At 62.5% G+C, this 15,300-nt stretch carries 14 protein-coding genes; 5 read left to right on the forward strand and 9 right to left on the reverse strand.

All coding sequences use genetic code 11. The annotated features are described in order from the left end of the window. Positions 1 to 46: 46 nt before the first annotated feature. On the reverse strand, positions 47 to 763 hold the full coding sequence (gene pgl, locus X743_RS150310; RefSeq protein WP_023766750.1) for a 6-phosphogluconolactonase: 717 nt from the start codon (positions 761 to 763) through the stop codon (positions 47 to 49). Further along, the gene (gene zwf / locus X743_RS150305) at positions 745 to 2,214 is read right to left on the reverse strand and encodes a glucose-6-phosphate dehydrogenase (protein ID WP_013893724.1); all 1,470 of its coding nucleotides are present in this window, start codon (positions 2,212 to 2,214) and stop codon (positions 745 to 747) included. Before zwf ends, pgl begins: the two co-directional genes overlap by 19 nt. Positions 2,215 to 2,529: 315 nt before the next feature. Between zwf and X743_RS150300 the strand changes: the two genes are divergently transcribed. Together X743_RS150300 and X743_RS150295 are read left to right on the forward strand one after the other, a co-directional pair. Further along, a complete protein-coding gene (locus X743_RS150300; RefSeq protein WP_023766751.1) occupies positions 2,530 to 3,276 on the forward strand; it encodes an SDR family oxidoreductase in 747 nt (248 codons plus the stop codon). A gap of 105 nt (positions 3,277 to 3,381) precedes the next feature. Beyond that, positions 3,382 to 4,686: a Mur ligase family protein gene (locus X743_RS150295; RefSeq protein WP_031257881.1), complete on the forward strand. Its 1,305-nt coding sequence runs from the start codon at positions 3,382 to 3,384 to the stop codon at positions 4,684 to 4,686. Between the two features lie 39 nt (positions 4,687 to 4,725). Here the strand turns inward: X743_RS150295 and X743_RS150290 are convergent, their stop codons facing one another. The 4 genes from X743_RS150290 to X743_RS150275 form a co-directional block, all read right to left on the reverse strand. Continuing rightward, on the reverse strand, positions 4,726 to 5,583 hold the full coding sequence (locus X743_RS150290) for an SH3 domain-containing protein (protein ID WP_023766753.1): 858 nt from the start codon (positions 5,581 to 5,583) through the stop codon (positions 4,726 to 4,728). 368 nt (positions 5,584 to 5,951) lie between these two features. Beyond that, on the reverse strand, positions 5,952 to 7,238 hold the full coding sequence (locus X743_RS150285) for an FAD-binding oxidoreductase (protein ID WP_023766754.1): 1,287 nt from the start codon (positions 7,236 to 7,238) through the stop codon (positions 5,952 to 5,954). Positions 7,239 to 7,344: 106 nt separating this feature from the next. Further along, the gene (locus X743_RS150280) at positions 7,345 to 7,713 is read right to left on the reverse strand and encodes a four helix bundle protein (RefSeq protein ID WP_023766755.1); all 369 of its coding nucleotides are present in this window, start codon (positions 7,711 to 7,713) and stop codon (positions 7,345 to 7,347) included. A gap of 31 nt (positions 7,714 to 7,744) precedes the next feature. Then, positions 7,745 to 9,181, reverse strand: a complete 1,437-nt coding sequence (locus X743_RS150275) for a glutamine synthetase family protein (protein WP_023766756.1) — start codon at positions 9,179 to 9,181, stop codon at positions 7,745 to 7,747. A 145-nt stretch (positions 9,182 to 9,326) separates the two neighbouring features. Between X743_RS150275 and X743_RS150270 the strand changes: the two genes are divergently transcribed. After that, complete coding sequence (locus X743_RS150270) at positions 9,327 to 10,043, forward strand: HAD family hydrolase (protein ID WP_023766757.1); 717 nt, start codon at positions 9,327 to 9,329, stop codon at positions 10,041 to 10,043. Between the two features lie 63 nt (positions 10,044 to 10,106). On the opposite strand, the gene X743_RS0136305 is transcribed toward X743_RS150270, so the two are convergent. From X743_RS0136305 to aceA, 3 genes are all read right to left on the reverse strand, one after another. Beyond that, positions 10,107 to 10,520, reverse strand: coding sequence for a response regulator (locus X743_RS0136305; RefSeq protein WP_051508566.1), 414 nt, complete (start codon positions 10,518 to 10,520; stop codon positions 10,107 to 10,109). A 300-nt stretch (positions 10,521 to 10,820) separates the two neighbouring features. Beyond that, positions 10,821 to 11,063 (reverse strand): hypothetical protein, encoded by a 243-nt coding sequence (locus X743_RS150265; RefSeq protein WP_023766759.1) that lies wholly within the window; start codon positions 11,061 to 11,063, stop codon positions 10,821 to 10,823. Between the two features lie 63 nt (positions 11,064 to 11,126). After that, positions 11,127 to 12,416, reverse strand: coding sequence for an isocitrate lyase (aceA, locus tag X743_RS150260; protein ID WP_023766760.1), 1,290 nt, complete (start codon positions 12,414 to 12,416; stop codon positions 11,127 to 11,129). A gap of 236 nt (positions 12,417 to 12,652) precedes the next feature. Here aceA and X743_RS150255 point away from each other — a divergent pair, with 236 nt between their 5' ends. Further along, entirely contained in the window at positions 12,653 to 14,101 is a 1,449-nt protein-coding gene (locus tag X743_RS150255; RefSeq protein WP_023766761.1) for an XRE family transcriptional regulator, read from the forward strand. A gap of 136 nt (positions 14,102 to 14,237) precedes the next feature. Next, a complete protein-coding gene (locus X743_RS150250; protein ID WP_023766762.1) occupies positions 14,238 to 15,191 on the forward strand; it encodes a DMT family transporter in 954 nt (317 codons plus the stop codon). The last annotated feature ends 109 nt before the right edge of the window (positions 15,192 to 15,300 follow it).

A 15,300-nucleotide genomic window follows, 5' to 3' on the forward strand; every position in this document is an offset into this window, starting at 1 on the left:
CCGGAGAACGTCCTCCCACTGTTTGCCGGGGCTGCTTTTCGTGAAATCAAGGTGCCCAGAACACCTCTACTGGTATGGGTGCTGCTTCGAGCACTTTGCGAATGGGCTTTTTCGCACCCGGTCCCATCGCATCCTCGAAGGCGGTGCGCTTGTCCTCGCCCTCGATATGCAGCGCAATGAAGCCGGCGCCAATTATGCGCGCCATCGATAGCGTCAGCCGCGGCTCGCCGCCGCTTGGCGCGTGCACCGGCAGCACGATCCTCTGCGAGGCGGGATCGAGCAAGGCAGGCAGATTGTCGGCATCGGGAAAGAACGAAGCGGTGTGGCCGTCGCCGCCCATGCCAAGCACCACGACGTCGAGCGGCCAGGCCAGTGCCTTGAGTGCCGCATCGTCGGACGCTGCCGCAGTCTCGATGCTTGTCGCCTCGTGATACAGCGGCACGAAGCGCGCCGCGGCCGCTGCATTCTGGAGCAGGTTGGCGGCGACCAGCCCGGCATTCGAGCGCGGTGAGGAGGCCGGCACGAACCTTTCGTCGACCAGCGTCACCGTCACCTTGTTCCAGGCAATGGGAATTGCCGACAGCGCGGCGAAGAGCTTCGCTGGCGTGGTGCCGCCGGAAACGGCAAGCAGGGCGGTGCCGCGCTCGTCGATGGCCTTGGTCAGGCGCGCCGTGACATGGCCGGCAAGGGCTGCCGCCAGGTCCTGGCGGCCGGCAAAGCCGTTCCAGTTGTAGCTGGCGCCGTTCAATTGCTCTCGTGCCATGTCCGTCCGTCACGTTCGATCAGCGCTATCGAGGCCGACGGCCCCCATGTGCCTGCCGTATAGCCCTGCGCTTCCTGCCTGGCGCCTTCCCAGGCATTCTGGATCGGATCGATCCATTTCCATGCCGCCTCGACCTCGTCGCGGCGCATGAACAACGTCTGGTTGCCACGGATGACGTCCATGATCAGCCGCTCATAGGCGTCCGGCGCGCGGCCGTCGAAGGACTGCGCAAAGCTCATGTCGAGCGAGATCTGGCGCAGCCGCATGCCGCCGGGACCAGGATCCTTGATCATGATGAACTGCTTGACGCCTTCGTCGGGCTGCAGCCGGATGACCAACTGGTTGGCGAAGATCGGCCCCGCGGTGTCGCCGAAGATCGAATGCGGGATCGGCTTGAATTCGATGACGATTTCCGAAACCCGGGTCGCCAGCCGCTTGCCGGTCCTAAGGTAGAACGGAACGCCCGCCCAGCGCCAGGTGCCGATCTCGGCCTTGATGGCGACGAAGGTCTCGGTGTTGCTGTCATGGGCGAGCTCCTCGACATAGCCCTTGACGGCTCCGCTGGCCGATGCGCCGGCGCGGTACTGGCCACGCACGGTGTGCTTTGGTGCCTCGTTGCCGTTGATGCGTTTCAGCGCCCTGAGCACCTTCAGCTTCTCGTCGCGCACGGCGTCGGCGTCCATCGACGATGGCGCCTCCATGGCGACGAGGCACAAGAGCTGCAGCATGTGGTTCTGCACCATGTCGCGCAGTGCGCCGGCCTTGTCGTAGTAAGTGACGCGGTCTTCCAGGCCGACAGTCTCGGCCACGGTGATCTGGACGTGGTCGATATGGGCGGAGTTCCACAGCGGCTCGTAGAGCGCGTTGGCAAAGCGCAGCGCCATCAGGTTCTGCACCGTCTCCTTGCCGAGATAGTGGTCGATGCGGAAGATCTGGCTTTCGTGGAAGTCGTCGCCGACCAGGTCGTTGAGCGCCTGCGCCGAGGCCAGGTCGCGGCCGATCGGCTTCTCCAGCACGATGCGCGAGTTCGGCGTGATCAGATCATGCTCTTTGAGCTTGTGCGAGATATCGCCGAACAGTGCCGGCGCCACGGCCAGGTAGAACGCACGGATGCGGTCGCTTTCGCCGATCGCCTTCTTCAGCTTGTCGAAGCCGGCTCCGCTCGTCGCATCCGCCGAGACGTAGGAAAGCCGCGCCAGGAAGGTCTTCAATTCCTTGGGGTCGATGTCGGCCGGCTTGACGTGGTCGGAGATAGCCTGCTTGGCGAAGGCCTGGAATTCGTCGTCGCTCATTTTCGAGCGCGACGTGCCGATGATGCGTGTCGGCTCCGAGAACTGATGGTCGCGCTGGCGGTAGTAGAGCGACGGCAGAAGCTTGCGTTCCGACAGGTCGCCGGTGCCGCCGAAAATGATGAAGTCGAAAGGGTCGACGGGGATGATCTGGCTGGTCATGGTCTGTCCGCTCTGACGCCGCTAGCGAGTACGCGGCTGATATATTCTAATCGATTTAAATTTTCCAGTGCCACGGTGTCACATCAAGGACCAATCGCCGGATATTGATTGGGTCCACGTGTGCGCTTGACACTTGGCGCCACCCGGAGGCTTGTCGGTGATCGAAGACTCCGGACGCTTCGCAGTTGCAGCATAGAGTGTGAATGTGACGAAAGCTAAGGGAGAAATCTGCGCCGTATACGTCGGCGTGTGGGCCTCGGCGGCGAGCAGCGCTTTCGTGCAAGGGGCGGGATGAACTCAAGGAGCGGGAAAAGCATGCGTCTGGAGAACAAGGTTGCCGTCATCACCGGTGCGGCGTCGGGCTTTGGCGAAGGCATTGCCAGGCGCTTCGCCGAAGAGGGCGCCAGGGTCGTCGTTGCCGATCTCAACGCCAAGGGCGCGGAACGTGTCGCCGGCGAAATCGGCAAGATGGCGATCTGGACGCAGACCGACGTTTCCCTGCGCTCCGAATTCGACGAGATGATCTATGCCGCCAAAAGCGCCTTCGGCCGCATCGACATCATGGTCAACAATGCCGGCTTCACCCATCGCAATGGCGATCTGCTCAAGGTCGACGAGGCGACCTTCGACCTGATCACGGCAGTCAACATGAAGGCCATCTACCATGCGGCCCTTGCCGTCGTGCCGATCATGGAGCGGCAAGGCGGCGGGGTGATCCTGACCACGGCCTCCACCGCCGGCCTGCGGCCACGGCCAGGTCTCACCTGGTACAATGCATCGAAAGGTTGGGCGATCACCGCCACCAAGTCGATGGCGGTGGAACTGGCGCCCAAGAACATTCGCGTCAATTGCCTGTGCCCGGTCGCCGGCGAAACCGGCATGCTGGAGAAATTCATGGGCGCCGACACGCCCGAGATCCGCGAGAAATTCCGCGCCTCGATCCCGCTCGGCCGGCTGTCGACGCCGCTCGACATTGCCAATGCGGCGCTATGGCTGGCTTCGGACGAAGCCGCCTTCATCACCGGAGTTGCGCTGGAGGTCGATGGCGGGCGCTGCATCTGAAGCACCATGTCAGGCGCAATCGCCGGCTTGACCGTGCCTCGGGCTTCGACTTGACTGAGTTACGGGGCCTGGAGTCTTGCCAGGGGCGAAGGGGTTGTCGGCGCGATGAAATCGAAACTGCGGAGAGGTTTCAAAGACCTGCGGTGGCGCATCAGTGTCTACAGGGCGAGGCGTGCCCGGGCGAAAAGCAAGGCAACCTTCATCGGTGTCACCGGCAGTTCAGGAAAATCGACTGTCACAGCGCTGCTTGGGCACATATTGGCCGCTCATCGACCCGTCTACACGCAGGTTCTGGCCAACACCATCCATTCAGTCGTCAGCACGCTTTACAAGCGTATGAAGCAAGTGGAGAGGCCAGACTACGTCGTCATGGAAACCGGGGCGTACGGCATCGACACGATCCGGCCCATGGCGCAAATGCTGCAGCCGCATGTGGCTGTCGTCACCATGGTTCGTCTGGAGCACGTTACCAGTTTCAGGACGCTGGAAAACGTCGCCTTGGAAAAAAGCGCGTTGGTCGCGGCGTTGCGACCGGACGGCCTTGCTGTCCTCAATGCCGACGATCCCCATGTAGCCGACATGGGCGCCGGGACCGGATGCCGTATCGTTACCTTCGGCATGGGTGAGACGGCCGACTACCGTGTGACCGAGATCCACGCCGCATATCCGGATCTGCTGACTCTTTCGATCCATTGGCGGGGAGGGCTGCTGCAACTCAAGACGTCTTTTCCCGCCGAATATTTCTGGCTGCCGACCGTTGCCGCCGTTGCGACGGCTCTTGAACTCGGCGTCCCTCCGGACAAGGTTGCCGTCCAGGTGGCAACGTTCCAGCCGGTCGTTAATCGCTGTACCGTGCTGATTACCCAAGGCGGCCCGCAATTCATCATCGATGCGGCCAAGGCGCCCTGGCACTCCATCAATCTTGCCCTGGACATGGTGGCCAAGGCGACTGCTAGCCGCAAACGCATCGTGCTGGGCCAGATTTCGGACTACGCCGGTTCGACCAGGAAATACGCCCACGCCTATCAAACCGCGCGGGAAATCGCTGACCAGGTGATCTATACTGGAGACAATGCACATCGCTCGCGTGCCAGCCAGATCGATCGCGACAACGGCCGGTTTGTCGAGCTTCGCACGGCGAAGGAAGTCTCGGACCATATCAAGCGGACAGCGGTGGCCGGCGAACTGATCCTCGTTAAAAGCTCATCCAACCTTCACCTCGAACGCATCGCGCTTGCCTGGACGCATGACGTCAAATGCTGGATCCATATCTGCGGCAAGCCGGAGGGCTGCCACACCTGCGGTCTATATGAATTGCCTTACGAGCAGCATCGTGCCCATGTCATGCGACGCAGGCGCGCCAAGGTGTGGCGGCAATTCCGCGGCCTGTTCGGTGGCAGGTCGTCATAGGGTCTCGAAAGCGAGGCCAGTGCCAGACGCGCAGGCAAGTTACGCGCCGGTCTTGATATAGCTCTTGTAGACCCAGCCGGTCTTGCCGTTGTAGACGATCTGGCACCATTGCTTGCAGCTCATCACCTGCACCGAGGTCTTGGCTGGCACCGTGACGATGGCGGCGGCATGCTTCTTCGGACTGCTGCGCATGGTCACGGCTCTCAGAATGCGTCCCGTGCTGGCGGCTGCGACTTTCCGTGGCTTTGCTTCGGCTTGACCAATGTCGTCCTGTTGGTCCGGTGCCTCCGGTTTTACCGTCGGGATAGCCGCGGTTTGCGCGCCATCGGGATTGCTGCCGCTTGCCGCCGCTGGCGGCGCGGCAACCTTGGCAAGTTCGGCGGTGGCATCGCTATCGGCCGCCGGTTGCGCGAACGCCGCCGTGGTGGCCGGCTTGTCCGGCGCCTTCTCGGCCTTGCTTGTCCCCTGGCCGGCTGAAGCGGGAGCCGGTGCGGCTTTTGTCTGCGAGCCGGTCCAGCGAGGATCGTTGGCAGCGAGTGCGGGAATAGCGGCCTGGGCGACAGCCATGGCCGTAGAGGCCGCATTGGCCTTGCTCTCGGCTTGCGGCACCGCTGCCGCCGCGGCTACCGTGGTCCCGGCCGGGACGATCTTGGTCGTCTTCACCGGAATGCTTGGAATGCTCTGCTCCTGGCTGGCAGCGGCTTGCCTCTCGCTGGCCGGCAATGCCAGCCAGAGCGCCACCGCGGCCACGCCAAGCAACGCGGCAGTGCCGACCGCGGCAATCACCAAATGTGAATTCGAACGGACTTCCTGCCAGAAGGACGGGCGCATGTCATAGCCGAACTGCATGGCAAAGCGCCGACGTTCCGGAGCACCGAAACTGAAGGGCTCTCTCAATCTCGCCACCTCCATAAGCGGGCCGAGGTTCTTTCGATCGTGCCGCAAGTTCGGCATTTGATCGGCATCGGTCCCAAAATCAACACGGGCAGGCGCCCACAGCAACCCCCGAACAATCACCCAGAAGAGGCACCTTTCGCCCGCGATTGTGGCATCACTGCGCCATTATAGAAGATTCTGCGCCTTTGCCGGCAATTGCGCAACGTGTCCCCTGGGCAACAAATGTTACAGGGAATATTACAATATTACATGAGGTCGTGATGGCACGGCATCGTGTCTCACTTGATCCAGTCCAATGCATGTCGCCCAAAGTGAACTCGGTTTTGGGATAACGACATGCATAAAAAAGATGTGACGCGCGACGCGCTTCAAATCCTGTCGCGCAGCGCGAACCAGTTGAGCGCCAGGAATAGCAGCGGTGTACGGAAGCGGCGACCGCCGGGAAATGGCGGAATTTTAAGGTCCTCGATCAGCTTCAACCGGTCGCGATTGCCGGCGACGGTTTCGGCATAGAGCTTGCCGAAGAAGTTCGACAGCATGACGCCATGGCCGGAATAGCCGCCGGCCGAGATCACATTCGGCATCACTTCGCGCACGAATGGCTTTCTCGGCACTGTGATGCCGACGTAGCCGCCCCAGCCATGCGTGATCTCGACATCGTCCAGCGCCGGATAGAGTTCCGCGATCTGGCGGCGGATATGAATGTGGATGTCCTTAGGATCGTTGACGCCATAGACCTCGCGTCCGCCGAACAGCAGCCGGCCATCCCTCGACTTACGGAAATAGCGCACGACGAAGCGGGAATCGTCGACCGACTCGCCGCCCGGCAGCACCGTAGATCCCGCGCCGAGCGGCACGGTGGCGCCGATAAACGAACCGATCGGCATGATGTGCGCCGCACTCACCGGTTCGAGCGTTCCGCCATAGGCGTTGACCGCGATCAGGCACTTTTGGGCCGTCACGGTGCCACTTGGCGTGGAAACCTTGACCTTGCCGCCGGCGGAAATGATGCCGGTCGATGGCGTCCCCTCGAACAGCTGCGCGCCGGCCTGTGCCGCCACCCGCGCCGTGCCGATCACCAGCTTCATGGGATGGATGTGACCGGTACCGGTGTCGCGGGTGCCGCCGAAATAGGCGGTCGAGCCCAGCCGCTCCGCTGTTTCCGTCTTATCCATGAAGGAAATATGCGGGTAGGAGAAACGGCTGGCCATGATCTCGGCATGCGCCTTGTAGTCGTCGACATAACGCTGTTTGTGCGCCACCGAGAGCTGGCCCGGCATGTAGTCGATATCGATCTGGTTGGTGGCGGCGAATTCGATGAGATGCGCCTTCGCCTCCTCGGCGAGATCGAACAGCGCCTTGGCTCGCGACAATCCGTATTCCGCCTCCATATCCTCGGCCCAGGCACGCTGGCCGGTGCCGAGCTGGCCGCCATTGCGCCCGGACGCGCCATCGCCGAAACGGTAGGCATCGATCAAGACGACATTGGTTCCCGCCTTGGCCAGATGCGTTGCCGCCGACAGGCCGGTGAACCCGCCGCCGACGATGACAACATCGCAGCTCCGGTCGCCATCGAGCGCCGGGTATTCAGGCCGAGGGCCGGCCGTGTCTTCATACCAGGAGCGGCCAGGGGAAATGGGGGATTGGTAAGGCATGATGCTCGTTCTAGGGAGTAGGGGAGTAGGGGAGTAGGGGAGTAGGGGAGTAGGGGAGTAGGGGAGTAGGGGAGTAGGGGAGTAGGGGAGTAGGGGAGTAGGGGACCTAGTCGGTGGAAAGTTTGCGGATAAGAAGTCGAAGAAGCTTTCCCACGCTTTCGGTACTCGCCAGCAACGACGCCGCCGTCGCTTTCGGCGTAATGCCGATGCGTTCGGCGATCAGCAGCTGAGTTTCTAGTTCCTTCAGCGATCCTTGCGCGATGCGAAGAAATTGCTGATAAGAACCTCGGATTTCTCTGCCATACCCTTCTGCTATATTTGCCGGCACTGAACTTGCCGCGCGCCGCACTTGGCTGGTCAGCCCATAAAGTTCCTCTTTAGGCCAGGATTTCGTAGCGTCGTAAACCGCCACTGCGAGATCCATTGACTGCTGCCAAACGAGCAAGTCCTTGTAGGACCCTGTTTTTTCGGCCATCCCTCCCCTACTCCCCTACTCCCCTACTCCCCTAAACATTCAGCAACAGATACTCCCGCTCCCACGGGCTGATCACTTCCATGAAGGTCTCGAATTCGGCCCGCTTGATCGCCGCATAGGTCGCGGCGAAGGATTTGCCCAGCAGCGCGCAGAGTTCCTCGTCGCCCTCGAACAGGTCGACGGCTTCAAGCAGGCTGCGCGGCAGGTCGATCTCGTGCGCATTGGCGGTCGTCAGTACCGGAGGCTCGGCCTTGATCTTCCTGGTGATGCCGATCAGCCCGCAGGCAAGTGAGGCCGCCAGCGCCAGATAGGGGTTGGCGTCGGAGGACGGGATGCGGTTTTCGACACGCCGGGCCGCCGGATCGGAGCGTGGCACGCGGAACGCCGTGGTTCGGTTGTCATAGCCCCATTTGTTATTGACGGGGGCCGAGGCCGCCTGTGTCAGCCGGCGGTAGGAATTGACATAGGGCGCGAACATCACCAGCGCGTTCGGCACATGCTTCTGCATGCCGCCGATAAAGTGGAAGAAGTCCTCGGTTTCCGAGCCGTCCTCGGACGAAAAGATGTTCTTGCCGGTCTTCTTGTCGATGATCGACTGGTGGATATGCATGGCGGAGCCCGGCTGGCCCTGGATCGGCTTGGCCATGAAGGTGGCATAGATCTCGTGTTTCAGCGCCGCCTCGCGGATCGTGCGCTTGAACATGAACACCTGGTCGGCAAGCTCGATCGGGTCGCCGTGGCGCAGATTGATCTCGAGCTGGCCGGCGCCCTCTTCATGGATGAGCGTGTCGATCTCCAGGCCCTGGCTTTCGGAGAAATGGTAGATGTCGTCGATCAGTTCATCGAACTCGTTGACGCCGGCGATCGAATAGCCGGCGCCGCCGCCGATCGCGCGGCCCGAGCGGCCGACCGGCGGGGTCAGCGGATAGTCCGGATCCGGATTCTTGCGCACCAGGTAGAATTCGATCTCGGGCGCCACCACCGGCTTCAGCCCCAGCCTGTCATAGGCGGCAAGCACGCGCTTCAAGACATTGCGCGGCGTGAATTCGACCGAACGGCCATCCTGGTGGACGAGGTCGCAGATGACGGCGGCGGTCGGGTCTTCCTCCCAGGGCACCACAGTCAGCGTCGAGAGGTCCGGCATCAGCTTGAGGTCGCCGTCGTCCTCGGGATAATGGAAGCCGTTGCCGTCCTCGGGATAGCCACCGGAAATCGTCGTCATAAAGACGGCCGAAGGCAGCGCCAGCGAGGTGTTTGAGGTGAATTTCTTCGACGGCATCATCTTGCCGCGCGCGACGCCGGCCTGGTCAGGTGTGATGCATTCGATATCCTCGATGCCGCGCCATTCCAGCCATTCGCTGACTTCCTTCCAGTTCTTCACGCCGCGCAGGTTTTTCACGAAAGCAGGCGTACGCGCCCGTCCTCCGCGGCTCGACGGACGGACTTCCTTTTTTGCAGGCGGCATCATTCACCAGATGAGTTGCGGATTTCGGAGTATAGCCGTGCCCGGCTACCGAAGGGAAGAGGAGCCGCTGCCGGCATTTGCCTTCGCGGTTGAAAACTGCCCACGGGTCGGCTTAGGTTCGGCTTGTTCTGCACACAAGAAATCTGCGATGCGAACCAGTAGCGAAGTGACGACGATAGGCTTCGACGCCGACGATACGCTTTGGCAGAACGAGCAGTTCTTCCGCATGACCGAAAAGCGCTTCGCCGCCATGCTTGCCGATCATGCCGAGGAGAAACAGATATCGGCGCGACTGCTGGAGGCCGAACGGCGCAACCTCGCCGTTTATGGTTTCGGCATCAAGGGATTTACGCTGTCGATGATCGAAACGGCGATCGAGGTCACCGATGGGCGGGTGCCGGCTCCGGTCATAGTGGAGATTCTCGATGCCGGCCGCGAGATGCTGAGCCATCCGATCGAGCCCTTGCCGCACGCCCGTGAGACGGTGGAGAAACTCGCCGGCGCCTATCGCCTGGTGCTGATCACCAAGGGTGACCTCTTCGACCAGGAGCGCAAGCTGGCCGGATCGGGCCTCGGCGACCTGTTCGACGCGGTCGAGATCGTCAGCGACAAGAATGCCGCGACCTATGCGCGCCTCTTCAGCCGCCATGGCGACGGTCCTGCAAAGAGCATGATGGTCGGCAATTCATTGAAGTCGGATGTGGTGCCGGCCATCGAAGCCGGCGGTTGGGGCGTACATGTGCCGCACGAACTGACTTGGGTGCTCGACCATGTCGAGGCGCCGGTCGCGGAGCCGCGGTTCCTGCAGATATCCGATCTCGGGCAATTGCCCGAACTGATTCAGGGCATCAAGAAACGAGGTTGATCGCTGCTTCCACCAGCTAGGTCTCTCGCGGTTCCGGACTGAAAACCGCTTCCCCGACTTGCTTTAGCGGCTGACCAGGCGGTCGATCACCGGTTGCAGCCGTTCAGGTGTGATCGGCTTGGTCACAACCGCATCGATGATACTCGACAAGCCCAGGCTTTCCGTCGTGCCATTCTTGGTCGAAAGCAGGATCACAGGAGGGAACGATTTCCCCGAAGCGCGCCGCAACGTTTCGATGCCGGACATCAGATTGTCGCAGTCCTTGTTGTCGGGGCCGCCGTCCAGCACGATCGCGCCGGGGACCAGCAAGCGCAAGGTCCGCGCCGCCATATCGGGTGATTCCGAGATTGGTCGAAGCCCGGAACGCTCGACAATCTTCGACACCACCACGCGATTGATCGGCGATTTTCCGACGACCAGCACCTTCGAGGGATCGTGGATCGTGTCGCTGCTTGAACCTCGGGTCCCCGGATTCAGATGTCTTCCGGTCTCGCCCTCACGATTCACAGGGCACCCAAGTCGGCCAAGAAGCTCGCTCCCGTTTCAATGCAGAGTTGAAATCCGAGCGACAATTGGCGTGAGATCGCCCGCGTGTCAAGCTGAAATAAAAGGCTCCCGAGAGCACCTCTTACGACAGTGGAGTCAAGCAACAGTACTGTACTGCCCTGTCCACTGCTTGGTCGCATAAAAATAAAATTCACCTGCGCATACGCTGCGCAGGTGAAGGGCCGGTTGCAACGATTTCCGGTCAGCCCAGTTCGATCAGCCTCGGTTCGGTCAGCTATGGCTCTGCTGCGTGACGATCACCGGGATCAGCAGATCGCCCCAATTGCCGTCGCCGCCATGGTGTCTGGCCGAACGCACGAGCTCCACCGAGACACCTGCCTCGACCGCCTTCATCACCGACTGGTTCAGCCTGTGCAGGTCATTGGCCAGCATGCGGATCGTCGCCTGCTGGTCGACACTCATCGTGGTGGACTGCTCTTCCGCCCGTTCCTTGACGCGGCTTATCGATGCCATTGGTCTTCTCCTGTGTCCGAAGCCCTGTCGGGCGTTGCCTCTGTTGGTCGTCTTTTCGTGGACTTATTCCGCAGCCGGCTTGAACTGCGCGTGCTCGGTCGATTCATGCATGGCGGTGGTCGACGACTGGCCGCCGGTGATCGCCATCGACACGGCGTCGAAATATCCGGTGCCGACCTCGCGCTGGTGCTTGGTCGCGGTGTAGCCGTTGGCTTCCGCGGCGAACTCGGCTTCCTGCAACTCGGAATAGGCAGCCATCTGCCGCGCCTTGTAGCCGCGTGCCAGTTCGAACATGCCGTAGTTGAGCTGGTGGAAGCCGGCGAGCGTGATGAACTGGAACTTGTAGCCCATGGCGCCGAGTTCTTTCTGGAACCTGGCGATCGTCGCGTCGTCGAGGTTCTTCTTCCAGTTGAACGACGGCGAGCAATTGTAGGCGAGCAGCTTGTCCGGGTGGTGCTTGCGCACGCCTTCGGCGAATTTCCTGGCCTGCGCCAGATCCGGCTTGGACGTCTCGCACCAGATCAGGTCGGCGTGAGGCGCATAGGCGACGGCGCGGGCGATGCAGGGCTCGATGCCGTTGCGCACATGATAGAAACCTTCAACCGTGCGCCCCGCGCCATAGTCGACGAAAGGCTGGTCGCGTTCGTCGATGTCGGAGGTCAGCAGCTTGGCCGCTTCCGCATCGGTGCGGGCGACAACCAGCGTCGGCGTACCCATCACGTCCGCCGCCAGGCGCGCGGCGTTGAGGTTGCGGATGTGCGCCGCGGTTGGGATCAGCACCTTGCCGCCGAGATGGCCGCACTTCTTTTCCGACGCCAGCTGGTCCTCGTAGTGCACGCCGGCGGCGCCCGCCTCGATGAATGCCTTCATGATCTCGAAGGCGTTGAGCGGTCCGCCGAAGCCGGCTTCCGCATCGGCGACAATAGGCGCGAACCAGGTCTCGACCGAAAGCCCGTTGCCCTCTGAGGTCTCGATCTGGTCGGCGCGCTGCAGTGTGCGGTTGATGCGCTTGACCAGCTCGGGCGCCGCATTGGCCGGATAGAGCGACTGGTCCGGATACATGGCGGACGCCGTGTTGGCGTCGGCGGCAACCTGCCAGCCCGACAGGTAGATCGCCTTCAGCCCGGCGCGCACCTGCTGCATCGCCTGGTTGCCGGACATGGCGCCGAGCGCGTTGACGAAATCCTCCTCATGGATGAGCTTCCACAGCCGGTTGGCGCCCATTTCGGCCAGGCTCTGGCGGATCTGCACCGAACCGCGCAACCGCTTCACATCCTCCGGCGAATAGGGACGTTCGATCCCGTCGAAACGGCCTTCCGGCGCCGATGGAACGAGGTTGTAAAAATCAGTCATGGGATACTCCGAAGGATTGCTGCGCTATGGCCGGCGGCCAGTCATTGGCCTGCTGGAATGTGACTGAATTTACATTGCGGCGCGGAATGAGCCAGATAAATCAACAAATATGCCGGAATATAAGGGAAAACTTGTGTTGTGTTTGACAGAGGATCGCTGTAAATCTGTCATGATTGTAAAGAAATCGGCAGCGTGATTGCCGTGGAAATTGTGTAAATTCCTGTCAAGGATGGCCGATGGCTGACCAGAAGATATTCGCCGGGCCGCGCATCCGCCGCATCCGCAACGCCAAGGGGCTGACCCAGACGGCGATGGCCGAGGGGCTCGGCATCTCGCCGTCCTATCTCAACCTGATCGAGCGCAACCAGCGGCCGCTGACGGTGCAGCTGATCCTGAAACTGGCATCCGTCTACAAGGTCAATCCGCATGAGTTGCAGGGCGAGGCAAGGGGGTCTGTCGCTGCCCTGAAGGAAGTGTTCACCGATCCGCTGCTGGTCGGCGAGTTGCCTGGAGATCAGGAGCTGATCGAGCTTGCAGAGGCGGCGCCCAATGCGTCCGCCGCGGTGATAAAGCTGTTTCGCGCCTATCGCGAGCAGGCCGAGCGGCTGTCCGATCTCAACGAGCTTCTCGCCCGCGAGGGGCGGGCGACGGCGCTTTCCGGCGCCCGCCTGCCGATCGACGAGGTACACGAGACCTTCGAGCGGCGGCCGAACCATTTTTCGGCACTCGAGGAAGAAGCCGAGGCTTTTACATCAGTGCTCGATCCCGGCGACGACCTGTTCGGCGCGCTGAAAGCCTGGCTGAAGCGCGAATACGGCATCGTCGTCAAGGTGCTGCCGGTTGCCACCATGCCGAACTGGCGCCGCCGTTACGATCGCCACTCGCAGCGGCTGTTCCTGTCGGAGCGGCTGTCGCCGTTCGACCAGCTGCGCGAAGTGGCGATGGAAGCCTGCCTGATCCGCATGACGGTCGCGGTCGCCGGCGAGATCCAGGCGCTCAAGCTGAGCACGGACGAAGCCCGTCGTCTCGCCCGCTTCGAACTCGGCCGCTATGCGGCGCATGCGCTGATGATGCCCTATCAGGCCTTCTACGCCGCCGCCGTTCGCGCCCGCTACGACATCGACGTCCTGCGTTCGCGCTTCGGCGTCTCCTTCGAGCAGGCGGCGAACCGGCTGACCATGCTGCAGCGGTCGGGCGCCCCAGGGGTACCCTTCTTCATGCTGGAGGTCGACAATGCGGGAAATCGCTTCCGCAAGGCCGGCAGCCAGGGTTTTCCGCACAGCCGCTTCGGCGGCGGCTGTCCCAAGCTGCCCGTGCATGTCGCCTTCTCCCAGCCAGGCCAGGTCTTCGTCGAAGCGGTGGAAATGCCCGACGGCGCCGAGTTCCTGTGCATCGCCCGCACGCTGGAAGGGCCGCAGGGCGCGTTCTCCGAACGACCGCGCCGCACCGCGCTGCTGCTCGGCTGCGACATCGGCTTTCGCGACGACATCGTCTATGGCGCGGCACTGCCCGGCGCGGCGGCCGCCGGAAAGCCGGGACAAGGTGCCATTGCGGCGACCCCTGTCGGGCCCGCCTGCCGGCTTTGCGAACGCGTCGGCTGCCTGGCGCGCGCCGAGCCGCCGGTGACGCGTCCGCTCGGCCTCGACGAGATGGTGACCGGCCTGAGCGCCTTCGACTTCCAGTAACGCGGCAGCAGAGGTGCCACAATCGTCGCCGGTGTCTGGATCACCCGCGGCTCAAGTCTTTGCGCTACGCGAACAGAGCAGTTTTTTGTCGTCCCTTGCGCATCGTCCCGTCCACAAAAGCTCGACAGTCGCGCCCATGACAGACGCAGCATCATCGCCCGGCCTTGTTACTCCGACAGCCTCGCCGCGCGAGGAACGCGTCGGCATGCTTTTGGTCTTCCTGTCGGCTCTGATGTGGAGTTTCGGCGGCACCATCGCCCGCTTCATCACCGTCGGCGACAGCTGGACGGTCATCTTCTGGCGCTCCGTTTGGGCCGCCGCTTTCCTGCTCTCCTTCATGGCCTGGCGTGACGGCTGGCGCGGCATGCTGAGATCGTTTCGCGACATGGGCCTGCCCGGTCTCGCCGTGGGGTTCTGCTTCGCCATCGCATCGACATCGTTCGTCGTGGCACTCGCCTACACGACTGTTGCCAACATCCTCTTGATGCAGGCTGGCGTGCCGCTTCTGGCGGCGCTGTTTGCCTGGGTGCTGTTTCGCGAACGGGTGACTGTCGTGACCTGGGTGGCGATCGCCGCCGTCATCACCGGCGTTGCCATCATGGTGTCGGAATCGCTCGATGGCGCCGTTTCGCCCGTGGGGGACGGGCTGGCGCTGCTGATCGCGTTCATGTTCTCGATCGCAACCGTCATCACAAGGCGGTTCTCCAGCGTGCGCATGACGCCTGCGACCTGTCTTGGCACGATCCTGGCCGCGGGCTTGGCGGCGTCGCAGGCGTCGGCCTTCGCGGTGTCGGCCAGCGACATGGGCTTCCTCTTCGCCTTCGGCGTCCTCAATCTCGGCATTGGCCTCGCTTTCTTCGCCACCGGCGCGCGCCTGGTCCCGGCGGCCATCGCGGCGCTGCTCGGCACGTTCGAGCCGATTCTCGGGCCGATATGGGTCTGGCTCATCCATTCCGAAGTGCCGTCCGGGCGCACCATCATCGGCGGCGCGGTGGTGGTCACGGCGCTGCTTGTCCATATCGGGCTGGAGTTCAAGCGCCAGGCACGGCCGCAGCGGGCAGGCGTCACCGGGGTGCCGTCGCCTAATTGATGCCGGCCCGAAGCTTTGCCATTGACAACGTCGCTGCCGCCCGGGCAGGCTGGGAATACGGCAACAACAAGACAGGCGTATCTTGCCAAGTCTCCCCGGCGGCCCGATC

It is taken from the genome of Mesorhizobium sp. LNHC232B00 (assembly GCF_000502435.1).
GTDB lineage: Bacteria > Pseudomonadota > Alphaproteobacteria > Rhizobiales > Rhizobiaceae > Mesorhizobium > Mesorhizobium opportunistum.